Below are 25130 nucleotides of genomic sequence, written 5' to 3'. Positions count from 1 at the left end.
TGGTTCGTCAGATGGACGGCCCGGTCAGTTCCTCGGAAAGACGGCCTACGGCGTCTTGCGCGGATTTCAACGCCGGATAGACGTCCAGCACCTCGCCGTAGACTTCGAGCGCCTTCTTGTCCTGCTCAGTGCGTTCGAGAATAAGCGCAAGACCCATAAGTGCGCCCCAGTGACGGGGCTCCCGGGCAAGCGTCTGTTCGATATCGGAAATCGACTTGCCGTAGTCGCCGTTGGCGAAATGCGCCGTCGCGCGCCGGTTCCAAGCCTCGGCATAGTCTGGCTCGAGCACAAGGACCTGATCAAGAAGATCGATTACGGTCGCGTTTTCCTTGTGGCCCATCGCTTGTGTGGCCCGCCGCATCAGCAGGTCGATGGTTGCGCTACCGCTTTCGTGCCAACGCCGCTGAATCTTCCGCGCTGTACGCTTGGCTTCTGTTTCGTCGCCCGTCTTTTTGAGCTCGGCAAACAGAGTTTCGAGTGTTTCGGGCTGCTTCTCGGCCGGCTCCGCAAGATCGGTCGAGGCCGCGCCGTCCTCCGGCATCGTTTCGTCGACCTCTTCCTCACCCTCCATGAGTGGACCGCCGAAAGCCTCGGGCGGCATTTCAGGGTCGGCGTCGGGCGCGGGCCTCACCATAGGACCTTCGTCGCCGGATTCGGGCGGGATCGGAAGTTCCGGCATCGTGCCAGGCGCTCCCTCGTCGGGATTGATAACCGACGGATCGTCGGTGTTCTGCGCGGCGGCACCGAACGTCATCAGCCCCGCGGCAAGTGTCGACGTGACGAGGAGGGCGGACAAAAAACGAAAGACGGCTGTCATGAGCCGGAGACTATCGACCTCACGAAAGCCGTCAAACTGAAAATCCCGTGAGTCGCATCGACACGACGACGCGCCTCAAGCGATCCGTATGCCCGGGTTCAGCCTTGGCGGGCCTTGAAGCGAGGGTTCTGCTTGTTGATGATGTAGATGCGGCCCTTGCGCCGTACCATGCGATTTTCGCGGTGGCGGGACTTGAGGGCCTTCAGCGAGTTCTTGATCTTCATTGCGGTCTCCCGGTCGTCTCATAGAGCGACGGGATCGGATTCGCCTGCCGTCGCGCAAACAAAAAACGCGTCGTAAGACGCGTTCGTCCATTCTGATGTGTTGGCAGCGACTTATCCAGCGTCAGCGTAAATGTCAACGCTGTCGGCGTGTTCCTCCGACAACTTAAGCTACCTCAAGATCGTGGTTTCAGCCGCGTGAGATGGCCCATCTTTCGGCCCGGTCTGACATCGATCTTGCCGTAGTGGTGCAGGAGGACATCGCTCTCCTCGGCCAGCGTTTCGATCTTGCGGATCTCATCGCCGATCAGATTTTCCATCACGCAGTCCGAATGGCGCTTCGGATCGCCTAGCGGCAGACCGGTGATGGCGCGGATATGCTGCTCGAACTGCGAGACGACGCAGGCCGCCTCTGTCCAATGTCCCGAATTGTGGACGCGTGGCGCAAGCTCGTTCACGAGGATCGTCTCGTCCGTTTTTACGAAAAACTCGATGCCGACGACGCCAATGTAGTTCAGCTTTTCAAGAATTTTCGAGCCGGTCTCGATCATCCTTTTGGACACGTGAGACGACACCCGGCCAGGCACGCTTGAGCGCCTCAGGATGCCAAGGCTGTGTTCGTTTTCTGCCGGATCGTAGCAGGCGATGCTGCCGTCCTTGCCGCGTGCAGCGATCAGGGATGCTTCGTAGGCGAAGGGCACCTTGCCTTCGAGGATCGAAGGTTTCGAGCCGAGATTCTCATAGGCGTCGGCGACGGGGCCTTCCCTTCGAATACTCGCCTGTCCCTTGCCGTCGTAGCCGAAACGGCGGGTCTTCAGGATGCAGTCCGTGCCGATGTCGATCAGTGCGTGGGCAAGTTCCTCGACGCTGTCGATCGCGCGCCAGGGCGCCGTCTCGATGCCGATGCCATTGAGGAACGCCTTCTCCACCACTCGATCCTGCGCGACCTCCAGCGCCTCGGCTGGCGGGAAGAGATCGGCCTCGACGATGGCTTGCCGGGCAGGGGCCACGGGCACGTTCTCGAATTCATAGGTCACGACGTCGGAATGGCTGGTCAGCTGTGCGAGAGCTCGAAGATCGTCATAGTTCGCGACGATCGCCTCGTTTGCCACCTGGAATGCGGGCGACTCTTTGTTCGGGTCGAGCACCAAGGTCCGATAGCCAAGCCGTGCCGCGGCCATCGCAAGCATCCTGCCGAGTTGGCCGCCGCCGAGAATGCCGACTGTCGATCCAGGGGCGAGCGCACTCATCGGCTGGGCTCCTCATCGATGGGAACTTCGGCGACCCCCTCGCTCTGGGCCATGCGATAGGCATCCAGACGCTCGGCGATACCTTTGTCCGAGAGCGCGAGGACGCTTGCCGCCATCAGCGCCGCGTTCACCGCCCCGGCGCGGCCGATCGCGAGCGTCCCTACCGGAATCCCCGCGGGCATCTGAACAATCGAAAGAAGGCTGTCCTGACCCTTCAGCGCCTTCGATTCGATCGGCACGCCGAACACGGGTAGCGGAGTCATCGAGGCCGTCATGCCGGGAAGATGAGCCGCGCCGCCCGCACCTGCGATGACGACACGAAAACCATTCGCCTTGGCGTTGGTCGCGAACTGATAGAGCCGGTCCGGCGTGCGATGTGCCGAGACGATCTTCGCTTCGTGGGGGATCTGGAGTTCGTTCAGCGTTTCGGCGGCAGCCTTCATGACCGGCCAGTCGGACTGACTTCCCATGATGATGGCGACGCGGGGCTTTATCGTCTGGGCGGTCACGCGATGATGTCCGGAATGATCTGGTCTTCGAGTTCCTGCAGCCGATCCTTGATCATCAGCTTCTTCTTCTTCATGCGCTGGATCCTCAGCTTGTCGCAGCCAAAGGCCTCCATTGCCTCGATCGCGGCATCGAAATCGGCATGATCCTGGCGAAGCTTCGCGGTCTGCAACCGCAGCGCCGCCTGTTCCTGGTCCGCCATCGCTTCCTCTTCTTGTCTTTCGGCGCAACGCGAATCGTTCGCGAAAACGTGTTCGCGCCGAATCTGGCGGCTGTTTAGCAAAACCCCAACATTCCCGATAGCGGGCGTTAAGCCAACCTGCTTGTCGCGCTTGGAAAGGTTCGACAGCAAGACGGTTTTGTGACACGCTCCGCCTGTTCTGCCCGGTTGGGTGAGGCCTGCCGGGCTCCCAACGGAAGGAGATACTGATGTCCTTGGAAAACCATATCGCCAAGCTTGAACAGCGCCATTCGGCGCTCGACAACGAATTGGTCGCGGTGTTGACGACACAGCCTGCGACGAGCGATGCGGAGATCAAGGAGATGAAGCTCAGGAAACTTCAGTTGAAGGACCAGATCGAGCGGCTGCGCGGCAAGACCCAATAGGCTCGCGCTTCGATCCGTGTGGAACCGGATCTTATCGAATTCGAACGAGGAGAGGCCGTGGCTAGCGCCGCGGCCTTTTTCGTTGCCGGTTCCTTCTCGTGGATCTGCCAACATATCAGGCGGAAATCGCAGTCAGCCCGTCGTAAATCAGCTTCAGCCCTACCGGTACCAGAAGCCCGTAGACGATCCGGTAGAACAACTCCGGTTCGAGGCGTTTGACGAGCCAGACGCCGCAAAAAGTCGCGATCGGTGCAACTGGAAACAGCGCCAGCGAGGTAGCAAGGTTTTCGTACGAGAACTGACCGAGCGCGTAATAGGGGATCAGCTTCGCCACGTTCGTCACGGCGAAAAAAACGACGGCTGTTCCCGCGTAGACAGGCGGCGCGAGCCGCAGCGGCAGCACGTAGATCTGGAAAGTCGGTCCACCCGCATGGGCAACGAAGCTCCCATAGCCCGCTCCTACGCCCCAGGCCCAAGCGCGTCTGCGGTTCTCGGGCACCGGTGTCATGGCGTGGCGCGCGTGGAGAAACCAGTTGGTTACGAACCAAAGTGAAAGAAGCCCGACCACGATGCTGACCGCGTCCGGCGGCGCATAGGCCGAGGTCAGATAGCCGAGGCTTATCCCGAGAACCGAGGCGGGCAGCATATCGGCAAGGACGGTCTTCGAGAACGTCCCCCGCCAGGCATAGAGCGCGATCAGATCCATCAGGATCAGGATCGGCAGCAAGATTCCGGCTGCCGCGACGGGCGAGATCACCAGCGCCATCATCGGCACCCCGACCAGTGCCATAGTCCCGCCGAACCCTCCCTTGGACAGGCCGACAAGAAAAACCGCCGGGATGGCGGCGCAGTAGAACCAGGGATCGGTGATCATGCAAGGCGGTGAGTGAAGACGATCGAGATCTCCCGCTAGCATTGATCACGGTGAGGGGCGAGGTGTCGAACGTGGGAAGGGTACGAAGCATATTCCCGTTTGGCAATGGACCCAGCCATAGCGCCTGCCAGGCCAACTCAAAGTCTCAGAAAATTCAGAATCAGCTGCGGCAGGCCTGCGGTTTCGAGAAACGGCGCATGGCCCTGTCCTCCAACGGTATGGACTTTGCAATTGGGATGACGAGCCGCCATTTCGTCCGTAGTCGCCGTCGAAAGAATGTCGGAATGTTCGCCGCGCAGGACGAGAAGCGGCTTTTCGGCAAGAAGCTCGAACAGTTCCCAGAGTTCCGGTAGCGGTTTACCTGCTCGCAGTTCATCGAGGGTCCGAAGAAGCTTCGGGTCATAGTCTACGACCCAGACGCCGCTGCGTTCGATACTGATGGCCCAAGCCTGCCGTTCGAAATCGCGGCGTCCAAGCGCGGGGAAGGTCGACTTGAACAGCGCCTCCACTGCATCGGTCGCCCTGGCCAGGCTTTCATGGGCCCTCGCGGCGCCAAGATAGTCGCGGATGGAGAGGAGACCATCTGCCTCGATACGCGGTCCCGCATCGTTGAAAACGATCCGTCGAATGCGTTCGACAGCCATCGCGGCGATCAGGTGAATAACGATGACACCTCGCGAGGTTCCGACGAGATCCACCTTCGTCACCTTCAGCCGATCGAGTCCTTCGAGCACATCCTTGGCTTCCTCGGCAGCGTTGTAGCCCGCCGCCTCTGGCGCCGCATCCGACATCCCGCGCCCACGATAGTCGAAGGCGATGACGCTCCGTGTCGGATCGAGTTCTCGGATAGCATTTGCAAAAGCAATGAAGTCGCGGCTGTTGCGGGTAAGCCCGGGTAGGCAGACGACTGGTGCCGTTGTGCCGTCCGCCGGTCCGAAGATCCGCATGGCGAGGGTCAGTCCGTCTCGCTCGTAGGTAACGATCCGACCTTGATCCCCCGTTTGTTCCTCGGTCATTCCCGGCCTCCTTACTTCAACTTCTAGCCATAGTTTCCACGAGGCGTCGAACGCCGCTTGCGTCCGGACATGGGTCAGCTAGGCTGCGTTCAAACATAAGAGGAAACGTCATGAACGCACCCTGGCTAAAGCACTATCAAGAGGGTGTACCTCACGATCTACCGCAACACGGCTACGGATCGCTCGCCAGTCTTCTGGACGAAGCTTTCAAAAAGCATGGGGACACCACTGCGTTCATCCTCATGGGTTCGAAGATGAGCTTCGCCGAGCTCGACGAGAGGTCGCGCTGTTTTGCGGCCTATCTCCAATCGATCGGCCTCAAGAAAGGCGATCGGATCGCCCTGATGATGCCGAACGTGCTGGCCTATCCGGTCGCCGTCGCAGGGGCGCTGCGTGCTGGGCTCGTCGTGGTGAACACGAACCCGCTCTACACGGTCAAGGAATTGACGCACCAGATGAAGGATTCCGGGGCCAAGGCGATCGTGGTCCTCGAAAACATGGCGAAGACCGTTGCGAGCTGCAAATCGCAGACGTCGCTCAAGCACGTCATTGTCACAACGATTGGCGACCTGCAGCCGACGATCAAGCGATTGATCACAAATCTTGTCGTGCGCAAGATCAAGAAGATGGTGCCGGCCTACGAGCTTCCGGATGCGGTCTCTTTCAGGGAGGCTCTGGAGAAGGGCAAGGCCGCGAAATTCACGCCGACCTCCGGCAATCTCGATGATATCGCAGTGCTGCAGTATACCGGCGGTACCACGGGTGTTTCGAAAGGGGCGGCTCTCACCCACGGCAACGTCATCGCCAACGTTCTTCAGGTCGAACTCTGGTTCGGACCGGCGCTCACACAGATCAAGCCGGGCACCACGATGACGATGGTCTGCGCGCTGCCGCTCTATCATATATTCGGTTTTACCGTGAACATGATGCTGTCAATGCGCATGGGCGGGACCAACCTGCTCATTCCCAATCCACGGGATCTTCCTGCTCTTTTGAAAGCATTGAAGGGCGAGACTTTTCACAGCTTCCCTGGGGTCAACACTCTCTTCGGCGCGATCGCTCGCCATAAGGATGCCAAATCGGTCGATTGGTCCGCGCTCGTCCTGTCTGTCGGCGGCGGAATGGCGGTCCAGAAGAAGACCGCCGAGTTGTGGGAAGAGCTCACGGGCACTTCGATCTGCGAGGGTTACGGCCTTTCGGAAACCTCGCCGGTCGCATCTGCGAACCACACGCTCGGCACGAAATATACAGGTACGGTCGGCTTGCCGCTGCCGGGAACTGAAATGGCGATCCTCTCGGATGACGGCGAGAAGCTCGGCGTGGGTGAGGCTGGCGAGATTGCGATCAAGGGACCACAGGTGATGGTGGGCTACTGGGAGCGGCCGGACGAGACCGCGAAAGTCATGACTGAAGATGGATTTTTCCGGACCGGCGATATCGGCGTGATGGACGAGAACGGCTGGTTCCGGATCGTGGATCGCAAGAAGGACATGATCAACGTTTCGGGCTTCAACGTTTACCCAAACGAGATTGAGGACATCGTAGCGTCGATGCCGGGCATTATCGAAGCGGCGGCCGTTGCGACCCCGGACGAGAATTCCGGCGAGGCCGTCAAGCTTGTGGTGGTCCGCGACGATTCCTCGATCGATGAGGCGGCCGTAAAGGCCTATTGCCGAGAGAATCTCACCGGCTACAAGCGTCCGCGTATCGTAGAGTTCCGCGACGAACTGCCGAAGACGAATGTCGGAAAGGTGCTGCGCCGCGAATTGCGGGATTGACAGCTCTGGAGGGCAAAGGCCTTTCCGAACCGTCAACTATTCGGTGTTTCTGGAGCTTCGGTGCCGAACTGGCCTACTGAGCTGCCTCTTGCGCGCTCTCGCGCCGGATGGCCCTGACGCGGTCAGCCAGGCTCTTGTAGCGGTCAGGCTCGTCCGCATCGTCCGTTGCTGTAGCCAGGATCGTTTCGATCGGTGAGGAAGGCCCCTCCTGCCGGGCGGTCTCATCGATGATCCGAGCGGCGATATTGGCAACCTCTTCGCGCAGTTTTGCGGGGTCGTCGATCATTTCGAGCGACTTGAGATCGAAGAAATGCTGCGGTTCCGTGCCGGTAGTCTCTTCAAAGGCCGCCGCAGACGCGAGGCTGACATTTTCGTCCCCGTCCTCGACTTCGGCCGAACGCCTCAAGCGATATTCAGCGCGCTCTTCCGCATTGAGCGCGCGGCTCGCCACGGTTCCCCGCTCGCCTCCGCCCCGCGAGAAGATGCGTTCGAGCTGGTCGTCGCGGTCCGAAAGCTGGCCGGTCAGTCTCGTTACCTTCGCCTCAAGCCGCTGATTGCTCGCGCGCTCCTTGCCGAGCTGGGCGCGCAGCCCGTCAACTTCGTGGGACAGCCTGTCGACAGCGTTGCCGTTTTCGCGGGCGCGCCGCTCCAGGACGCGAAGCTCGTCGGCGAGCTCGTCATTGCGGGTTTCAAGCGTGATGATCTGCACCTTCCGCTCGTCGGCGATGTCGGTCATCTCCTCGAAGCGGCGTCCGAGATCCTCGAACTCTTCAATCCGGACCCTCAGATCGTGATGAACCTCACGCAATTCGCTGTCGACTTCGTCTGCCTCCGCCTCACGCTTGGAAAGGGCGGCATTGACCTCCTCCAACTCGCTCAATTGTTGGGAAACCTGCTTGGTGAGCGCCTTCGTGCGCGCCTTGAGCTCGGCATTCTCGCTCGCCACGCGCCCCGCATCGGCACGTTCTAGGGCGGCCCGGCGCTCACGCTCCTCAGAGGCGATCTCGCGCTGCCGGGCTTCGAAGGCCGTCTGGGCGCGAAGCAGGTCGTAGGTACCCTGTATCTCGCGAGCGTTAGCCGGAATCGTAGCCTCGAATTCCTGCTTGGCAATCGAACGCGCCCGCTTCCAGACGAGAGGCGCGATCAGCAGAGCGCAAAGCAGCGCGAGCAGAAACCCGAAGGCGAATGTCAGGGCAGCGGTAATCATAGGCGCGAGCAAAGTCCTGAATGAAGTTCAATCAAGATAGGTCGCATTCCTTTGGAATACGCCCCCCAAAACGGATGAGGGACGCGGAAAACCGTCGGATGTTGCGCGAATGCGATCTTCAGGATCACGCGAGCGGTATGTCGATTGCGATCGAGAAAGGGCGTCGAACCCTAATGCTCACGCAATCAGAAGGGGTTCCATGTGGGTGCCGGCGTCATCTTGAGATAGCCGACATTGACCCCGAGGCGTGCGCCGACGCCGGTCTTGATCGGGACTATCATGACGTCGCCTCGCTTCAGCCCGGTCATGGCGAAACCACCGACAAGGTAGGCCGTACCGGTAACTCCGCCATAACGCCCGTAGATCGCCTGAACCGATGGCAGGTCGTAGACGAGCATCATGGTGCGGGCCCCGTCCGCCCCGGCATCGAGGCCGATCGAGGGACCCTGCCAGAAGATGCGATGATTTCCGGCGTTCTTCGTATAGAGCGTGCCTTCGCCGAAGCGCACGCCCCCGATGAAGGCGCCGGATGCTTCTTCACCGAGGATGTAGCCGTTCGGCAGACCGTAGCTCTGGATCGCTTGCTGCATCAGCTGTGCGAGCCCACCGGACGTCGCCCCAAAGAATTGGTGGCCGGACCGCAGAACCTCGTCGAATGTATAGCCGTTTGACGATGCAGTCTGGCGAGGTGCCGGGTAGGATTGCTGATTGCCGTACCCCTGTTGACCGTAGCCATTCTGCGTCGCGTAGGAACCCGCGGGATCGGAATAGCCGGGTTGTGCCGCATAGCCCGGCTGGCCCGTGTATCCCCCCTGCGCGGGAGTGGCGTATTGTGCCTGAGCCGCGCCGGGCGAGAAGAGCAGGAATGTAGACATTGCAAGCGTGATCAGGGCTGCTGCGGTGAAGAAACGTGCAGATGACATGGGTAGTCGACCCCCTTCGATCGAATGGGCGCGGTGTTCGCGCGTAGGCGAGCATTCATCCCAGTCATTAAAGAGCGTTAAGCTTTCGAAATCGCTAACGCTGCCTGCGAGGGTGGAATCAGGCTGGCGCAAGTCTCAAAGGGGATGCCACGGTGAGACTGACCTTCACTTCGCTTCCTCGGTCGAGCCACAGCATCGGTAAGGCGGGATGCGGACATGGGCCCAGCGCGTTGCGATCATGTGGCTGAAAGAGTCGCGCCAAACCGATACGAGGACCGCCTGATGAACAAATTGCCAGAACTCGCGCCGGCCGATCTCGCGGCGCTTCTCGCCAGCAAGATCTGTCACGACATCATTTCTCCGGTCTTCGGCGTCCAGAGCGGTCTCGAACTCCTCGACGACATGCCTGACGATGCGGAGTCCATGGGCCTTGTGCGTAATTCCTGCAAAGCGGCCGTCGGCAAGCTGCAATTCGCCCGGATGGCCTATGGCGCGTCCGGCTCGCAGACGGCGGCCATCGATCTTAACGATGCCAAGACGACAGCCGAAGGTTATATGGCGCACGAGAAGCCCGATCTCGTCTGGACTGGCGAGCCGGGCTACGCACCCAAGAACTTTGCGAAAGCAGTTCTCAACCTCATTGTTCTCGCGACCTCGAGCATCAGCCGCGGCGGAGAAGTGACGGTAGCGATCGAAGCCACCGATCCCGGCCGCGCGACCGTCACAGCCAAGGCTCAGCGCATTCGCATCCAGCCTGATACAATCGCGCTGATCGAAGGGACCTATAACGGTGAGGCGATCAACGCCCAGACGATTCAGCCCTACTACATGCTGTTCTGCGCAAATGAAGCGGGACTCTCGGTTTCCCACGTGATCGAAGAGGGCAGGGTTACCTTCCAGATTGGCTAGATTATTGCGGTCCGTACATACCTTTTGGCAAGCTTCCTTAAGCTAAAGTCGATCTCTCAGGCCATGCGCGCGGTTCCGTTGCGGCGCGCTCGTTCAGGGGAGCCTCGATCGATGCCGCGTTGTTTGTTGTTCGATGAGATGCCGATCGTCCGGAAGATTGCCGAGCGGATCCTCGCAAAGGCCGGCTACGAGGTCTGTCTCGCAGAGACCCTCGAGGAGGCTGAAGCGCGCATCGTCCAAGACGGCGTTCCCGATTTGGCGATCCTGTCCTCGACCGGCGAACGTGGCGATTTGCCGACGCTCGTCAGGGCGATCCGCGAGGAGCGCGGCGGCAAGAACCCCGTAATTCTGATCGCCATTGTCGAACGAAATATCGGGGCGCTGATGCGGTTCCGGCGGGCGGGAGCGAACGGCATCCTGATGAAGCCGTTCGACGCTGAGTCGTTCAGCGAGACGTTGCAAATCCACGTACGCGCCGCTGAACTCGCTGCCTGATTACTTTGCCGGTTTGCGCAGCCGCGCGAGCAGAGCCGAGGTATCCCAGCGCTTGCCACCCATTGCTTCGACCTCCGAATAGAACTGATCGACCAATGCGGTCACCGGAAGCTGCGAGCCGTTGCGCTTTGCCTCGGCAAGACACATGCCGAGATCCTTGCGCATCCACTCGATGGCAAAGCCATGGTCGTAATGGTCATCGTTCATGGTCTTCCAGCGGTTTTCCATCTGCCAGGAACCGGCTGCACCCTTCGAGATGACCGAGATGACTTTCTCGATGTCCATGCCTGAATTCTGGCCGAAGGCGATTGCTTCCGACAAGCCCTGGACGAGGCCTGCAATGCAGATCTGATTCATCATCTTTGTGATTTGGCCCGAGCCGGACGTGCCCATCAGGCCGACCATCTTCGCATAGCACTCGATGACGGGTTTCGCCGCGTCGAAGGCCGCCTGATCGCCGCCGCACATGACCGTGAGTTGGCCGTTCTCTGCGCCCGCCTGGCCGCCCGACACCGGTGCGTCGATGAACCTGACCCCCTTTTTCCCGCAGGCTTCGGCCAGTTCGCGGGCGAGTTCGGCCGAGGCGGTCGTGTTGTCGATGAGGGTCGCTCCGCTCTCCATACCGGCAAGGACGCCATCGTCGCCGTAAACGACCGAGCGGACGTCGTCGTCGTTGCCGACGCACATAAAGACGAATTCGGCACCTTTTGCCGCCTCACCAGGCGTTTTGGCATGGGCGCCGCCATATTCGCCCGCCCATTTCTCGGCCTTCGAGCCCGTGCGGTTCCAGACCGTGACGTCGTGGCCGCCTTTGTTCTTGAGGTGACCCGCCATCGGGTACCCCATGACTCCGAGCCCGATGAACGCCGTCTTCGCCATGATCGCCTCCTCACTGTTCCGAGAAGACGGGCAGATATGAAAAGCCAAGCGGCTTTCAACGCCGTCATTTCGATCGGAGGCGGGCTTCGGTCATGAGAATGTCACGGTCGGATCGCGCCCCCAAGTGGTGCGCTGATCCTTCTTCGGGCGTTGTCCTGCAGCTTGCGAAGCCGCTTGCATAGCTTGGGCGCCGTTCTGACCGGTTCAGCGGAGCGTTAGAGACTCCGTTATGGAGAATAGGGTGTTGGTCGCTTGTATCCCGGCGCACTCCGCGCAGAATGCACCACATATTGCTGCGCCTGACCCTGAAGCTCCTCCCGTCAGGGTCTGGTCCCCGCGTTCACGTCAAGAATGCTGCCCTTAAGGCAATGTTCGACGAAAAGAACGGTGATCGGCTGCCCGAGAACCGCTTCACCCGGCCGAGCCTCCTAGCATCTTGTTAATATGGGTCTTTTATCGTTGGTCCCGGCGCTTGTGGAGGAATGCTGGGATTATGGGAAAAGTTTTCCGAGATAATCGAGGAAACACAAGCATTGTTGTGGCACTCGCGATCCTGCCCATGCTCTTGGCGGTGGGGGGGACGGTTGACGTCGGCCGCCAATCTTCCTTGGCGACGGATCTACAGGAAGCCATCGATATAGCAGCGCTGCACATCGCAAAAGCGCCGTCCGATGCAATTCCTGGCGAAGAAGATGTTCTGCAGCTAATCAAGTCTAACATCACGACGAAAGACTCTCGAATTGCTTTAAAGAAGTTGGACGTCACCGAGAAGGACGTCAGTCTGCATGCGACGGCAGAGATCACTCCATTCTTCCTAGGTCTTGCAGGTATCAAAAATCTGACTGCGCAGCGAGCAACCAAGACAGCGCGCGAAGCGCGGGGCGAAATCGAAGTAGCATTGGTTCTGGATACAACTTGGTCGATGTCGGAGAAAGATAGCAGCGGCAAATCTCGATTGGATAGTCTGAAAGGTGCGGCCGCAAAACTGGTGGACACCATCTTTACTGAAGACGGCAAAACAAGAGTCGCCGTTGTTCCGTACGCCGATTACGTCAATGTCGGCACGCAGCACCGAAATCAAAGCTGGCTCGACGTACCGCCGTCCTACTCGACAACGCCAAGCGAACGCCGTTGCGAAACACGGACAACGCGAACTCAGTGCACGTCATATGCTCCCACCTATCAATGCACCAGAACGGTCGATGGCGTTAGCGAGTCGACGACATGTGGTGGCGGTTGCACTTCCTCAGAAACAGTTCAGGTCGCCCCCTACGAGTACTGTACCGGTGGGGGAAGCAGTCGAACATACGACTGGTATGGCTGCGTAGCTTCGCGAACAGTCGGCGACTACCGGTTGACGGACGCACGGCCGGACATCCGTTATCCTGGGTTTCTTGGAACCAGCCGGGAATGCCCTGGCCCCCTTCTCTCTCTGAGCACTCGCGAAGCAGATGTTAAAACGTCGATTTCTAATCTTTCGTACGGGGGCGGCGGCTATCGACCGTCTACTTTCATACCTGCCGGTTTGATATGGGGCCTCAACGTCCTGTCGCCGCCCGCTCCTTTCGAAGAGCAGGCATACGACCCCAATAACAAGCTACCCCGCAAAGCCCTGGTTCTGATGACCGACGGTGCAAACACCATGGTCTTCAACTCCTCCGATGGGCGTCATCGCAATGCGCGATCCGGTACTGAGGTCGCTCAATCTGATCGGGATACGATCTCTATCTGCAACAACATCAAAAGATCCGGGATCGAAATATTCACCGTCGGGTTCATGGTGAATTCCTCATCGGCATTGGACTTGCTTAAAGAGTGCGCCACTGACGGCGAACATTATTTCGATGCGACTTCGCCTGAAGAGCTACATTCAGCGTTCGGCCGAATAGCGGATGGCCTCACGCAGATCAGGCTGATCCAGTGAAGCGGCCTCTTTGTTCCGGCTTGTGTGGTCTGATCAAGCAGAACGATGGTGTCGCTGCTATCGAGTTTTCGCTTGTTGCGTTGCCACTGTTCGCCGCGATCTTCTTCTTCTTCGAGATTGCACTCCTGAACGTCGGAAACGTTCTATTGAACAGAGCCGTTGAAGATGCTTCGCGCGCCATACGTGTCGGTCAATTATCAACGGAAGCCGACGCCAGAAAGTTTCGGCATGAGATTTGTTCTCGTTACTTCGGTGTAGTTGACTGCGATAAACTTATAATTGATGTACGAAGCTACGAAGAATTTAGTGATGTAACTGACCATCCTCCCATCACCCGACAAGTGATAGAGAGCTTTAGACCAAGCATCGATTTGGGTGAAGCAAGCGATATAATCGCCGTCCGGATCATCTATTCCTATAGCCCGCTATTCTCATTTATTTTCGAGTCAAGTCGGAGAGGGAGTGATGAAGTCTTTTATCTCGCAACTGCGAAGATCTTTCGAAATGAGCCGTTCGAATGATTTTCTGCCCATGAAGTGGGATCGCAAGACGGGGATCAGGCGAGATGATCGAGGCGCGGCCGGGATAGAGTTTGCACTGATCTTTCCCGTGTTGATACTCCTCGCGATCTCCGCGGCTGATGCCATTCACGCGGTTTCCATCAAAGCGCGCCTGAATAATGCTGCAGCGTCGGTCGGAGACCTTATCTCTCGCGAAGAGTCGCTCACGAAATCGAGTGTCGGCGACATCATGAGCGTCCTTGACGACCTGCTTCTCCCGTTGGACGGCGACCGCGCAAAAATCTCCTCGGCGGCGTTCGACATCGGAAAAGGCTCCGACCCGGTTCTCAAATGGTATGAAGGGGAAGCTTCTCACGGCAGAGCTTCGAAGATATCCATACCAGATCAAATGATGTCGAAAGACCGCGCGACAGTCATACAGGTGCAGGTTTCTTACGATTTCAGTCCAACGTTATCGCTTTCGGCGTTTCCCCCCGTGAAACTGCATACAGAAACTTACCATAGTGTCCGTAATGGTTCGACGCAGGAGTGCGACGATTGTCAGGCTGAGTAGGCTCAGCGCTCAGATGCGCCCGTTTGAGCAACGACATGGAATGTTCGATCAGCAGTAAGTTTTCGTTTCGCCTATACCATCCCGAACAAAGTCTCAGCTGTCGGCTTCGTTTGCCAGCACGCTCAAGGCACTAGCCGGCGCAGCTCTCCCGATTGCATCGCGCAGATCGGAGGGGCAGTCGATAAGGTCGGAGAAGTCGACGACGCCGCGGTCCAGCCGTGAGGCCAGGCGCTTCAGGACAGGGCGGCCGGCGCCGGCGACGACGAGCGGCGCTTCGTCAGTGATCTCCTCGCGCGAGAGCACTTTCAGTGCGGCATCGTGGATTGCGCGGACCTGGGCTTCGGCGAAGGCGTGGGCGAGCCATTCCCAGGCGCCGTCCCTCGCATCCGCTGTGTCCATGCCGATCATCCGCGCAATGCGACGACGCGAGCCTTCAAGGCTTTTATCGCCGCTGTCGGCAGCAGCGTGCAGGTCGTCGGCCTCGTCCAGCGTGCCGATGACGCGCTGGACGTCGGCCATGGTGGCGAAGAACTCGTTCATGACTGGGATCGTGCGGCCGACGAAGGGCACTTCACGGGCAACCGCCATCAGGGCCGTGCGGGTATAGCCCTGATAGACGAGTTCGCCTGAAGCGAGGCGATCGCGATCCGTATGGCCTTTCGATGCATGGACCTTACCATCAGCAATCGGGACGAGATCGGTCGTCGTCGAACCCATGTCCATGAAGAGGGCTTCCTCGATGTGCCTGGCGGCGTGTTGGGCGCTGGCATGCCAGTTAGCCGAGGCGATGTCGAAGACGTTGGAGCGGGCATCGCCGAGTGAGAGGAAGCCGGCCGCACCGCCGTAAAGCCGGATATCGCCGGAGAGGCGCTCGCCCATCACGCGGGCGATTTTCTCGACGCCCTGGCGCCGCGAGGTAAAGACATCTGCGACCTCGCCCGTCATCGTGATGGCGTGGCGGTCGACGGGCCCGGCCTCCTCGTCGATGAGGTCTACGGCAGCTTCGAGACTTTCGAAATCCTTCCAGATCGGCGTTACTTTTTGCCAGACCTTGACTACGCGGTCGTCCTCGGCGAGTGCCGCCTTCAGGTGCGCGCCGCCGATATCCCAACCCAATGCCCGTGCCATCCAATGCCCCGATCGCGATTCGAACTGGAGCGCGTCATAGCATTGTGCGCGGCGAATGACAGGGAGCGAACCCGCCATGCAGTTGATCCCAGTGCTCGACCTAATGAACGGGCTGGTCGTGCGGGGCGAGGGCGGTCGGCGCGAGAGCTATCGGCCTATCGAAACGCCACTAGCGGACGGGGCTGAACCGGTGGCGGTGGCGCGGGGGCTGATCGGTGCGACGGGTACGGACGTGATGTATGTTGCCGACCTAGACGCGATCATGGGCGGTGAAGCACAGGTGCCGGTGCTGCAGGCGCTGGGGGAGGCGTTCCCTGATCTACGCTTCTGGGTGGATGCGGGGTTTCAGACGATCGATGCGGCGGAAGCGCTGATCGCGGCGGTTGCGCTCGGAGCGGGGCGCATCGTGCCGGTTTTCGGGACGGAGACTTTGGACGAGACGGAGGCGCTAGCACGGATGGATGGCCCGGCGGTACTCTCCCTCGACTTCGGGGCTGAGGGATATCGGGGCTCGCCGGCGCTTCTAGAAGGTGCGGAGCTCTGGCCAGCGGACGTGGTGGTGATGTCGCTTGCGGCGGTAGGCTCAAGCGGCGGGCCGGATTTTCAGCGGCTGGAGGAGATCGTGGCGCGGGCCGGAACGCGGCGGGTTCATGCGGCAGGGGGTGTCAGGGGCAGAACCGATCTCGATGCACTGGCGGCGATGGGCGTTGCTGGGGCGCTTGTGGCAAGTGCGCTCCACAATAGGCGGCTGGGGCAGGTCGCACCATAAGGGATAGGGAGTGCACATGAAAAAGGAGCCTTGCGGCCCCTTTCTCTTCTATGCTCGCGTCCGCGAGAGCGGCGCTCGGTCTACTGGAAACCGAATTTGGCGGCCAATCGCCGGAGAAGTCCACCGGACATCGCCGATTCTTCCTCTCCCCCGGGATGGTCTCTTGTCTAAGAACCGGCGAACGGATGCTCGGCCGAACCCTTCTTGGATACGACTTCCTGGGCGGTCGGCGTGCCCTTGATGGCGCGCTCGATGGATTCCATCGTGGCCTGGTAGTTGTAGTCGCGGATCTTGGCGTCGTCCTCGGCTTCCCAGTGGATGAAGACGCCGACGCAGATGTAGAGGTCGTCGGCTTCGTCGGCTGGGATGATGCCCTTTTCGACCGAGTCGGCGACGGCGCGCGCGACGGCGGTCTGGGCCGGACCGAACATCTGGACGGCCTGCTTGGCGCCCTTGATGGTGACCTTGTTGAACATCACCGTGTTCGGCTTGCAGGGCAGGTTCGGTGCGACGACCGCGAGCAGCGTCGTGAAGCCGTCCTTGTTGTTCGTGAGCGAGTGGCAGAACGCCGACTCGGCAGCCGAACCGCGCGGGCCGATGATGAGGTCGATATGTGCGACTTCGTTCCCGTCGCCGACGAGCGACTCGCCGACCATGACCTTATTGATGGTTGCCATGAGCAATTCCTCCTGTTGTGCGGCCCCACCGGTTGCGTTCCAGTTGGACCTCGAAAATGTCTGTTTCCGGGACATGAGATAGCCTCCTCACCTGCCTCAACAAGCCGTATCGGCCATCGTCCTCCCGGCCGATGGATTGCGCGACGCAATCCATCCTCACGGCTACCCTTGTTGGCGGCATCCCTCAACGAGACCGGTTAGCCGGATAGCGTCGTTGTCACATGGACCTCGACGGCGCGCAGTCAATCATCGCGGGGGCGGTTCCGCAAGTGATGCGGGAAAAAAGCGGGTTGCAAAAGGTCAATTACGAAGAGTGTCGCAACCGTGAGGTCAGCGGAAGTGCCTGGATTCACACCCTCGGCCTTCAGTTCGGCATCGAAACGGAACGCGTCGGCGGCGACGGAGTCAGTGTCGGCGGTGGCCGGGATTGGTGCGGCGAAGGCCGCGAATCGCTCGCGGACCGCTTCGGCCCGCGCTTCTCCGAACTTGCGGCCGATATGAGAGTCCGGGAACCGGGTAGCGTAGGTGAGATAGATGGCGAAGGCGGGGCCGAGGGCAGGATGATCGCAGATCGGTGCGGAAGTGTTCTGAAGCGCTGGAAGGCCGATCTCGAAGATGTCGGCGAAACCAGTGACGTATTGCCGGGCGATAAGGTCTTTGTCGGCGGAGAGGCGCATGGCTTCGAGCAGCGGGATCGTGGGCGCCATGCGGACATCGTGTGTGTCGTCTTCGCCAAGCCCGCCGGGGCTGGCGTGGGCAATGGCGGCGAAGACGTCGGCAGCGTCCTGCGGGGTGAAGCCGGCGAGGACGGAAGCTAGGGCTTCCCGGAGCGCTTCTGGGCTCGGGTCGGGGCTGGTTTCGAAGGCGCGGGCAAGAGGGGCTGTCAGAAGGACGATGCCAAGATTGGCGTTGCAGCCGGCAGCGCCGAAGCTAGCGCGGGTGGCATCGAGGATGCGCCTGCCGATCGGACGTGCTGGATCGGCGATGATCGGCGCTGCGGCAAGGGCGGCGCACTCGAAGGTGGCGGCGTCCATGGCGTGGCCGGGGGCATGAATGTGGACGTTGCCGGGTTTGATCGCAGCGAGTTCGGCGCGGCAGGCCGCGAGGAAGGACGCTTCGACCGCAGCGGATGTTTCGAACCCGCTCATACCGCGCGGGGAAGCGCGATGCCGGCGTCTTCCGGCACTTTCTGGCTGTCACCCAGGCGCGAGAGAAGGTCCTCGGCGCGGATGCGTGCGATGTCGAGCGGGACGACGCTGGAAAGGCCGGTCCAGGCGGGCATGGAATTTACTTCGATGAGCTGGATCGCGCCGTCCGCGTCGCGCAGCAGATCGACGCCGCAGAAGTCCGCCTCGACGGCTTTCGCCGCCGCGACAGCAAGGGAACTCATGACTTCGTCTGGCTCCATGGGAAGCGCGATCGCGCCCTGCTTTATATTGGTGATCCAGTTCGCCGCCTCGCGGCGCATGCCGGCGATCGCCCTGCCGTTCGAGACGAGGATTCGGAAGTCGGTCCAGCGGGTACCGACGGCCTTACCGGCGAATTCCTGGAGGTAATAGACGCCGCCGGCAATCTCCTCCTCCGGGGGCAGGTCGGCCGGCGCGCGCAGCAGCTTGAGGCCCTTTCCCTGGCTGCCGAAGAGAGGCTTGAGGACGAGGGGGCCGGATGTCGTCTCGATCGCTTCAAGCGCCTGCTCTCGCCTCTCGACGCAGTAGGAGCGCGGGCTCGGCAGACCGGCGGCCTTGAGGCGAAAGCTCGTCGCGGCTTTGTCCACGCAGAATTCGATGGCGCGGGCCGAGTTCGAGACGGGAACGCCGAGGCCTTCGAGTGCGTGGAGAATGCCGAGGCGGCGCGTCACGCCCTCGAACGTGCCGCCATCCATGGTCCGCACGCAGACGGCGTCGGGCAGGTCGTCCTCAAAGCCTGGGATGTTGAAGCCGGAGGGCGAGCCCGTGTCGAATGCGATGTCGGCGAGCTTGGCGAAGGACGCACTCGCGCCGCACGCCTCGAACGCCGCCTTCATCTGCCGCGCATGACGGTCGATGTTTGCGGTGACGACGAGGATGCGAAGAGCGGTCATCCGTATGGTCAATCGAACGAAGCGTCGACAAGCTTCGGATCAATGGCGCCGCCGCGGAAGGTTTCGCCGGATTCGAGGGCGACGACTTGCACCTCTGCGGGGGAGAAGAGCATCGGGTCGATCTTGTAGAAGTCGCCTTCGTACTCCTTGAAGATCTCCGCGAAGGGCTTCCCGTAGTCGGCTGCGGTGGAACTGGGCAGCTTTTCCGCGAGATCCTTGGCTTCGCTCGCCGGGCCGGTGACGTAGAGCAGGATGCGGCCGCCGTAGATGACGGCGTCGTTGGTGCGGCCCATGGCGGTGATGAAATCGGGGTGCGGCGGGGCGAGGGGGGCGGTACCGATGCCCTCGACGATGCGCGTAAGATCGAACTTCAACTCGTGCGCCTTGTGGATCGCGACCTCGACGACGCGGCCGACGATCTGGATCGCGCCGGCAAGGGACGTGGTGGGCGTGATGGCGAAGGTGAGCTTGTCGGGCGCGACGCCGCAGTCCTTGGCAATCTGCCGGACCAACTCTTCCGGCGGTGCGGTGTCGGTCTCGAGGACGAAGACGGCCTCGTCGGCGCTGTCGGAATAGGCGATGTCCTCGAAAACGTGCTCCTTGCCGGCCATGGCACGGCCGGGGCCCGAGCCCATGGAGAAATAGGCGCTGTCGCCCTCGCCATGGGTGAGCTGCCAGCCGGCATACTGGCTGCCGAGGCAGGCGATGACGGGCTGGGAGGTGGAGACGGTGAGGGTGAACGGCCAGCGGCCGAGATAGGAGCCGACGTCGAGCCGGACCTGACCCAAGCCGCCGAGACAGACTTCCGTCAAAAGCCGTCCGGCCTCGAAGGAGCCGGGAGTGGCCGAGCCGGCATCGATGATGGTCTCGCCGGCCGCGCCGGTGGTCACCTTCACGCGCAGTTCGGCGGCGTTGTCTTTCAGGGTCTGGATGAGGGGCAGGACACCCCTGTTGACCGATATGTTTCTCTGTTCCGTCGTCATTTTTTCCTCCCGACCGATTGTGGTCGATGCCCCCCGTGTTCCGGATTCGAGCACGGCTTTTATTTTATTGGGCCTCTGCCGCTAACATCGAAGAGCCGGCGGCTTGTGGGGGCATGCCCGTTTCCGCTTGCCCTTCGCCCAAACGCAGCGTCGCGCAGCGCCTGTGAAACAGCGCTTCGGCGTCCGCTTCCGTTTCGCCTTCGGCATAGACCGTCGCAATCGGCTCGCCGGCTTCGACGCTGTGGGGCAGGGACGAGCGATCGCGCGTCCAGTCCGGCCAGACTAAGCTTTCGTCGAAAGACAGCGGTGCATCGGCCCAGGCGAGGCCTGATGCGCGATAGGCGTCCGGATAGGGCGGCAGATCCTTCGGCAGGATGCCGGCGCAGGCATCGAGATGGAGTTTCAGGAGCGGAGCGTCCGGCTGGTCGAAGATGTCGACGGTGGCGCCGAAACGGGCGTTGATTTCGAGGCAATAGACAAACTTGCCGGCGACGATGAAATCGGCGCTGAGGAGGCCGGTGAGCGCGGTGCCGCTCTCGTAGGCCGAGCGGACAATGCGGCGGAGATCGTCGCGCATGGTCTGGGCGACGGCCTGCGGCGGATCAAGCGGCCCGACGGCGCCGCCATAGCGGAAGGGTTCGTTCTCGCTCGCATCGACCCATTGGCGCGAGAAGCCGAGCGAGCGGATCTCGCCGCGGGAGGCGAGGGCCGCGAGGGAGTAGCGGGTGCCGCGCACGAAGCGCTGGGCGTAGCGCCGGGCCATTCCGCCGCCGAGCGGACGCTGCGCGGACGACCACTGGATGTGATTGCCGCCGCAGCCGCCGACCTGTTTCGAAAGCCAGCCTTCGTCTTCCGGAGGCGCGTAAAGGGCGATCTCGGGGAAGAGGACGCCGGTGCGGTCGCAGACCTGCGCGAACCAGAGCGGGTCCTTCAGCCGCGAGACGGCCGCAGCGTTCGTTCCGAGAAGCGGCCAGCGATTGGCGATCATCTGCAGAAGCTGAGGGCGATCCTCGAAGCCGGCGCCGTAGACGAATCCGATGGGCTCCTCGCCCTCGGCCAGCCGGTCGAGCGCGGCGAGGAGATCTTCGTCGGTGAAGCCGTCCGGATAGTGGCCGGCGACGAGCTCCGCACGTTTGGCGGCCGCATTGAGGTCGAGATCGGCGAAGAAATCGACCGCCAGCGCGTCATAACCCGACAGGCGGGCGCTCTCGGCGATCTGGCGCGCTGAGAACGCCGCGCACAGGATCGTCGGGCGCGGGTCCGTCTCTTCCATGTCGTTCAAGGGGTTCAGCCCTCGTCAACCAGCTTGCGGGCAAGTTCGAAGGCGTGGCGGAAGTCGAGAACCTGACCTTCCTCGGCCTCGATCATCTGGCGTAGCAGACCGTATTCGGTCTTCGACTTGAAGACGCCGGTGGCGAGGGCACCGATACCGAAAGCCTCGCAGCCGTCGATCTTCACGGTGTCGTCCATGACGTCGATGCCTTCGAGGCCGACCGGCGGCACGGCGTTGACGTCGGCGGCGACGAGGAGCTTCGGCGCCTTCGTGATCTGCTCCTTGCTGAGCACCTGAATGCCAGCCTTGGCGGCGGAGAGGATGACCTCGACGTCGGAGATGATCTGCGAGTTCTTCTCGTCGGAGGAGCCGTCGACCGGCTCGACGTCGACGCCGAAGCGCTCCTTCATCTCGTCGGCGCGCTTCTTGACGCGGTCGACGCCGCTATAGCCGACGATCTTGACCTTTGCGCCTTCCGATGCGGCGATGACGGCGGCGCAGTAACCGACGACGCCGGTCGCGCCGAAGACGGCGATGGTGGTGTCCTTCAGCTGAACGCCCTTCTTCTCCTTCAACGCCTTTTCGACCTTGGCGACCATGGCCGCCGCCGTTGTGAAGGAGCCGGCCGGATCGGCCATGAGGTTGCAGGTGAAGGGCGGCACGAGCGCGCCTTTGGCCGCATCGATCATATCGAGGGCGAGAACGGCGTCGTCACCGCCGAAGAACATCGCCGAGTTCACGCCGTGATCGGGCGGGCGCGAGAAGATGACATCCTGGACGAGATCGCTGACTTCGTCGAGCTCGACGTTCTCGTAAGGCGTGACCGAATCATAGCCGGCATCGAGTGCCTGGTTCACGTCGAAGGGGCTCACATGCTTGTGCGGCGTCAGCATATGCAGGATGTTCTTTGGCATGTCCGTATTCCGTTCGCTTCTCTGTTCCGGCGGCGCCCTTTGGATGTGATGGTGCTCCTAGCATCGATTCGCCGGCGCGGCGAAGAGCCCGATCGGGTAGAAAAGCGCTTTCCGGCCGTATTCATCGCCCTGCGGCACGGGCGAGTGATAGCCCGCGTCGGTTCTCTGCATGCCGGGTCTCGATCACCGCACCCCTGTTCCGGCCCTTTGCGATGGTGATCGTCAGGCCAGTGGGATCGGACGCGGCGCGGGCCTTTTCGACGATCTGACGGGCCTCGGTCTCTGAGGAGGCGAAGGCGAAACCGGTCGGGCCCCAGGAACTCTGGCCGATGCCGTGGGCTCCGTTCGATGCGAGAGCCTGCATTGTGGCCGCGACGCGCGCGCTGGTGAAGACGCCGCCTTGGGCTGGCGCGAAGTGAGAGCCGACAATCTCCTGTATGCGTGTGAGGCCGTGGCCGAAACTGACGATATCGCGTTCTGCGAGGCCTGGGAGCACGTTCATCAGGGTCAATGCCGAGACTTCCCCTGCCGCATCCTTCGGGAATTCGGGGAGCGTCGCGAAGGCCTCGAGCTCAGCCTTGCCGTGGATGCCGGAGAGATCGTCCTGGAAGACAAGGATGACTCGCCAGTCCTCCGGAAAGTTGAAATGCGCCACAAGGGGCGGCGGCGCCTCGCTGTCGCCCTTGCCGCCGTCGACGGCGAGTCCGCCGCGGGTCACGAAGGCGGCGCCTAGACCTGAACGCTGGCCGCGTCCGAGGATAGCCGCGTCGCCCACGACATCGAGAGGCAGGCCTTCGAGGGTCCTGAGCGCCGTGGCGATGGCAAGGGCGAGCTGGGTGCCGGAGCCGAGGCCGGAATGGCTCGGGATGACGGTGTCGATCTGGATGCGGTGGTTCGCTTCCAGACCGAGATGGCGGACCAGCGTTTCGAGATAGGTCCGAGCCCGATCGTGTTCAGGGCCCGCGACTGTAGTTTCATCGGCGCGCGCGATCGAGAGCGAGGTAGCCGGACCGTCGATCGCAAGGCCGATTCCGCCGAATCGCCGCCCGAAATTTGCCCCCGGATCGAGAAAACCCAGATGCAGGCGAGCGGGGGCGGAAACGTGGACGACGTGATCTGGCAAATTCGATCCTGACTTCGTGGAGCGCACCGCCTATTATTGAGTGCCGAACCGATCGGACAAGGGAGAAAGAGATGGCCGCCAAGACCTATTCCGACGCGGAAGTCGAAGACCGCCTGAAGAGCGAATTACCGACATGGCGCCTCGAGGACGGCTGGATTCGTCGTACCTACAAGACGCAGGGCTGGAAGGGCACCCTGATGGTGATCAATGCCGTCGGGCACCTTGCCGAGGCGGCTTTCCACCATCCGGACATCACCGCGTCTTACGCCTGGGTGGAAGTCCGGCTGATGAACCACGCCGCCAAGGGTATTACCGATTCCGATTTCGCCCTCGCCAAAATGATCGAGCAGATGATCATGTGGCAGCCCGGCAAAGAGGACGGTCCGTTGCAAGGTACACCCGACGATCCGCGCTTTGCGTATATCAAATACGGAAAGTCGAGCTGATTACGGTCCGCTGGCGAACATCGTGCAGCAGCGCTTCTTGCCCGGAGAGCTTTCCGGGGAACGGACGGCTTGTCGCAGGCTGTGGACGTGATAGTTCCCCACACGGGCACAGAAAGTGATTGAGACGTGACGACTGCATGGATCGACGGCCAGCCGGTCTCGTCCGGCGAGGCGATCCGCGAGGCGGCGAAGCTGCTTTCGATGAGCCGGCTGCCGCTCGTGACCGGCCGATTCGACGACATCTCCGCATTGCGCGAAGCGGCGCGGGTGGCCGGTTTCAGCGGCGGGGTTCTGGATCACTCCGATCTCGGCAGGGTCGCGCCGTTGATCGAGGCGCTGCGCGACAACGGCATCATCCGCATTTCGCCGGGCGAGGTGCGGCGACGGGCCGACCGGGTGCTGGTGGTCGGCGCCGATCCGTTTGCCGGAAGCGAAGCGGTTTTCGAGCAGATTTTTGCGGTTGATCCGGATCTCGGCGCAAAGGCTAAGGGCGGGCAACGGGAGATCGTGCTTCTGGGGCCGGACGAGCCGGGGCGGTTCTCGGAGGTCAAGGGACATGTTCGTACGGTCGGCTGCCCGGCCGATCAGCTCGGCGATGCGATCGGCGTCCTGCGCGCCGGGCTCGGCGGCAAGCCGTTCGGCGACGGGCCGTTCGAGGAGGGCGCCGCGCGGGCGCTTGCGGGCTGGCTGAAGGATGCGGCGTTTGCCGCAATCGTCTTCGATGCAACCGAACTCGACGCGATCTCCATAGAAAGCGTCGCAGGACTCGTGTCCGATCTAAATGCGGAGACTCGGGCTTCCGCACTTCCGCTCACGGCGGGGAGCGTCTATGGCGCGGCCGAAGGCGCGATCTGGGTGACGGGGTTTCCGCTGCGCACGGCGTTCGGGCGCGGCGATCCGGAGCACGACATGATGCTGAACGACGGCGCATGGCTGATCTCCTCGGGAGAAAGCGATGCGAGGATCATGCTGTCCTATGACGAGACCGCTCTCGACGTTGCGGATGTGCCGACGATCCTTTTGAGCACTGCCGAGGAGCCCGCGGGTGAAGGCGCTCGGGTGATCTTCAAGATCGGACGGCCGGGCGTCGATCATCCCATGGTCCACCACGAACCGCGCTTCGGCAGCTTCGTGTCGACGCCGGCCGAGCATCACGGCATGGCGACCAACGCCGCCGACATTCTCTCCGCGATCGCCGACCAACTCGGCAAGGCGCATCATTCGAACGACGAGGCCCGCGCATGATTTCTCTGCGGC

Annotated in this window: 28 protein-coding genes; 10 read left to right on the top strand and 18 right to left on the bottom strand. The window is 61.5% G+C overall.

What is annotated here, in order from left to right; translation table 11 throughout:
* Positions 1–7 precede the first annotated feature (7 nt).
* The 5 genes from FP2506_RS12555 to FP2506_RS12535 form a co-directional block, all read right to left on the bottom strand.
* Positions 8–817: a tetratricopeptide repeat protein gene (locus FP2506_RS12555; protein WP_007067881.1), complete on the bottom strand. Its 810-nt coding sequence runs from the start codon at positions 815–817 to the stop codon at positions 8–10.
* A 98-nt stretch (positions 818–915) separates the two neighbouring features.
* Positions 916–1041, bottom strand: a complete 126-nt coding sequence (gene ykgO / locus FP2506_RS12550) for a type B 50S ribosomal protein L36 (RefSeq protein ID WP_007067880.1) — start codon at positions 1039–1041, stop codon at positions 916–918.
* 173 nt (positions 1042–1214) lie between these two features.
* A complete protein-coding gene (locus FP2506_RS12545) occupies positions 1215–2288 on the bottom strand; it encodes a 5-(carboxyamino)imidazole ribonucleotide synthase (RefSeq protein WP_007067879.1) in 1074 nt (357 codons plus the stop codon).
* Positions 2285–2797 (bottom strand): 5-(carboxyamino)imidazole ribonucleotide mutase, encoded by a 513-nt coding sequence (gene purE, locus FP2506_RS12540; protein ID WP_007067878.1) that lies wholly within the window; start codon positions 2795–2797, stop codon positions 2285–2287. Before purE ends, FP2506_RS12545 begins: the two co-directional genes overlap by 4 nt.
* Entirely contained in the window at positions 2794–2997 is a 204-nt protein-coding gene (locus tag FP2506_RS12535; RefSeq protein WP_040489871.1) for a YdcH family protein, read from the bottom strand. Before FP2506_RS12535 ends, purE begins: the two co-directional genes overlap by 4 nt.
* Before the next feature lie 227 nt (positions 2998–3224).
* On the opposite strand from FP2506_RS12535, the gene FP2506_RS18420 reads away from it, so the two are divergent.
* On the top strand, positions 3225–3401 hold the full coding sequence (locus tag FP2506_RS18420; RefSeq protein WP_007067876.1) for a YdcH family protein: 177 nt from the start codon (positions 3225–3227) through the stop codon (positions 3399–3401).
* 115 nt (positions 3402–3516) lie between these two features.
* Here FP2506_RS18420 and FP2506_RS12525 read toward each other — a convergent pair whose 3' ends face one another.
* Both FP2506_RS12525 and FP2506_RS12520 read right to left on the bottom strand, forming a co-directional pair.
* A complete protein-coding gene (locus FP2506_RS12525) occupies positions 3517–4275 on the bottom strand; it encodes a sulfite exporter TauE/SafE family protein (protein ID WP_040489134.1) in 759 nt (252 codons plus the stop codon).
* 137 nt (positions 4276–4412) lie between these two features.
* On the bottom strand, positions 4413–5291 hold the full coding sequence (locus FP2506_RS12520) for an alpha/beta fold hydrolase (protein ID WP_007067874.1): 879 nt from the start codon (positions 5289–5291) through the stop codon (positions 4413–4415).
* A 110-nt stretch (positions 5292–5401) separates the two neighbouring features.
* On the opposite strand from FP2506_RS12520, the gene FP2506_RS12515 reads away from it, so the two are divergent.
* Positions 5402–7069 carry an AMP-binding protein gene (locus FP2506_RS12515; protein ID WP_007067873.1) on the top strand — a complete coding sequence of 556 codons (1668 nt, stop codon included), beginning with the start codon at positions 5402–5404 and terminating at the stop codon, positions 7067–7069.
* Between the two features lie 73 nt (positions 7070–7142).
* On the opposite strand, the gene FP2506_RS18075 is transcribed toward FP2506_RS12515, so the two are convergent.
* Complete coding sequence (locus FP2506_RS18075; protein WP_007067872.1) at positions 7143–8276, bottom strand: coiled-coil domain-containing protein; 1134 nt, start codon at positions 8274–8276, stop codon at positions 7143–7145.
* 185 nt (positions 8277–8461) lie between these two features.
* The gene (locus FP2506_RS12505) at positions 8462–9199 is read right to left on the bottom strand and encodes a DUF1134 domain-containing protein (protein ID WP_007067871.1); all 738 of its coding nucleotides are present in this window, start codon (positions 9197–9199) and stop codon (positions 8462–8464) included.
* A 282-nt stretch (positions 9200–9481) separates the two neighbouring features.
* Here FP2506_RS12505 and FP2506_RS12500 point away from each other — a divergent pair, with 282 nt between their 5' ends.
* Together FP2506_RS12500 and FP2506_RS12495 are read left to right on the top strand one after the other, a co-directional pair.
* A complete protein-coding gene (locus FP2506_RS12500) occupies positions 9482–10108 on the top strand; it encodes a histidine phosphotransferase family protein (protein WP_040489132.1) in 627 nt (208 codons plus the stop codon).
* 111 nt (positions 10109–10219) lie between these two features.
* Positions 10220–10603 (top strand): response regulator, encoded by a 384-nt coding sequence (locus tag FP2506_RS12495; RefSeq protein WP_187289049.1) that lies wholly within the window; start codon positions 10220–10222, stop codon positions 10601–10603.
* Here the strand turns inward: FP2506_RS12495 and FP2506_RS12490 are convergent, their stop codons facing one another.
* Entirely contained in the window at positions 10604–11482 is an 879-nt protein-coding gene (locus tag FP2506_RS12490; RefSeq protein ID WP_007067868.1) for an NAD(P)-dependent oxidoreductase, read from the bottom strand.
* A gap of 493 nt (positions 11483–11975) precedes the next feature.
* Between FP2506_RS12490 and FP2506_RS12485 the strand changes: the two genes are divergently transcribed.
* Genes FP2506_RS12485 through FP2506_RS18065 form a run of 3 tightly spaced genes read left to right on the top strand, consistent with a single transcriptional unit; the run spans position 11976 to position 14480 of the window.
* Positions 11976–13406 (top strand): pilus assembly protein TadG-related protein, encoded by a 1431-nt coding sequence (locus tag FP2506_RS12485; protein ID WP_040489131.1) that lies wholly within the window; start codon positions 11976–11978, stop codon positions 13404–13406.
* Positions 13403–13927: a TadE/TadG family type IV pilus assembly protein gene (locus FP2506_RS18765; protein WP_007067866.1), complete on the top strand. Its 525-nt coding sequence runs from the start codon at positions 13403–13405 to the stop codon at positions 13925–13927. The genes FP2506_RS12485 and FP2506_RS18765 overlap by 4 nt, the downstream gene beginning before the upstream one ends.
* On the top strand, positions 13911–14480 hold the full coding sequence (locus FP2506_RS18065; protein ID WP_050765080.1) for a TadE/TadG family type IV pilus assembly protein: 570 nt from the start codon (positions 13911–13913) through the stop codon (positions 14478–14480). Before FP2506_RS18765 ends, FP2506_RS18065 begins: the two co-directional genes overlap by 17 nt.
* A gap of 93 nt (positions 14481–14573) precedes the next feature.
* Here the strand turns inward: FP2506_RS18065 and FP2506_RS12470 are convergent, their stop codons facing one another.
* Positions 14574–15608, bottom strand: a complete 1035-nt coding sequence (locus tag FP2506_RS12470) for a hydantoinase/oxoprolinase family protein (protein WP_040489865.1) — start codon at positions 15606–15608, stop codon at positions 14574–14576.
* Positions 15609–15684: 76 nt separating this feature from the next.
* Between FP2506_RS12470 and FP2506_RS12465 the strand changes: the two genes are divergently transcribed.
* The gene (locus FP2506_RS12465) at positions 15685–16377 is read left to right on the top strand and encodes a HisA/HisF-related TIM barrel protein (protein WP_187289048.1); all 693 of its coding nucleotides are present in this window, start codon (positions 15685–15687) and stop codon (positions 16375–16377) included.
* A 167-nt stretch (positions 16378–16544) separates the two neighbouring features.
* On the opposite strand, the gene fae is transcribed toward FP2506_RS12465, so the two are convergent.
* The 7 genes from fae to FP2506_RS12430 form a co-directional block, all read right to left on the bottom strand.
* Positions 16545–17054 carry a formaldehyde-activating enzyme gene (fae, locus tag FP2506_RS12460; protein ID WP_040489130.1) on the bottom strand — a complete coding sequence of 170 codons (510 nt, stop codon included), beginning with the start codon at positions 17052–17054 and terminating at the stop codon, positions 16545–16547.
* Positions 17055–17296: 242 nt separating this feature from the next.
* Positions 17297–18202, bottom strand: coding sequence for a triphosphoribosyl-dephospho-CoA synthase (locus tag FP2506_RS12455; protein WP_007067861.1), 906 nt, complete (start codon positions 18200–18202; stop codon positions 17297–17299).
* Complete coding sequence (locus tag FP2506_RS12450) at positions 18199–19134, bottom strand: RimK family alpha-L-glutamate ligase (RefSeq protein WP_007067860.1); 936 nt, start codon at positions 19132–19134, stop codon at positions 18199–18201. Before FP2506_RS12450 ends, FP2506_RS12455 begins: the two co-directional genes overlap by 4 nt.
* 8 nt (positions 19135–19142) lie before the next feature.
* The gene (gene mch / locus FP2506_RS12445; protein ID WP_040489129.1) at positions 19143–20117 is read right to left on the bottom strand and encodes a methenyltetrahydromethanopterin cyclohydrolase; all 975 of its coding nucleotides are present in this window, start codon (positions 20115–20117) and stop codon (positions 19143–19145) included.
* Positions 20118–20181: 64 nt separating this feature from the next.
* The gene (locus tag FP2506_RS12440; RefSeq protein WP_007067858.1) at positions 20182–21390 is read right to left on the bottom strand and encodes an ATP-grasp domain-containing protein; all 1209 of its coding nucleotides are present in this window, start codon (positions 21388–21390) and stop codon (positions 20182–20184) included.
* A gap of 14 nt (positions 21391–21404) precedes the next feature.
* The gene (locus FP2506_RS12435) at positions 21405–22304 is read right to left on the bottom strand and encodes an NAD(P)-dependent methylenetetrahydromethanopterin dehydrogenase (protein WP_007067857.1); all 900 of its coding nucleotides are present in this window, start codon (positions 22302–22304) and stop codon (positions 21405–21407) included.
* 121 nt (positions 22305–22425) lie between these two features.
* Positions 22426–23427, bottom strand: a complete 1002-nt coding sequence (locus tag FP2506_RS12430; protein WP_007067855.1) for a beta-ribofuranosylaminobenzene 5'-phosphate synthase family protein — start codon at positions 23425–23427, stop codon at positions 22426–22428.
* A gap of 71 nt (positions 23428–23498) precedes the next feature.
* On the opposite strand from FP2506_RS12430, the gene FP2506_RS12425 reads away from it, so the two are divergent.
* On the top strand, positions 23499–23873 hold the full coding sequence (locus FP2506_RS12425) for a 4a-hydroxytetrahydrobiopterin dehydratase (RefSeq protein ID WP_007067854.1): 375 nt from the start codon (positions 23499–23501) through the stop codon (positions 23871–23873).
* A 126-nt stretch (positions 23874–23999) separates the two neighbouring features.
* Positions 24000–25118, top strand: a complete 1119-nt coding sequence (locus FP2506_RS12420; RefSeq protein ID WP_007067853.1) for a molybdopterin-binding domain-containing protein — start codon at positions 24000–24002, stop codon at positions 25116–25118.
* Positions 25119–25130 lie beyond the last annotated feature (12 nt).

The organism is Fulvimarina pelagi HTCC2506 (genome assembly GCF_000153705.1).
In the GTDB taxonomy this organism is placed as follows: Bacteria; Pseudomonadota; Alphaproteobacteria; order Rhizobiales; family Rhizobiaceae; genus Fulvimarina; species Fulvimarina pelagi.
The sequence above is the reverse complement of the archived record's forward strand: the minus strand, read 5'-3'. Positions and strand labels throughout refer to the sequence as shown.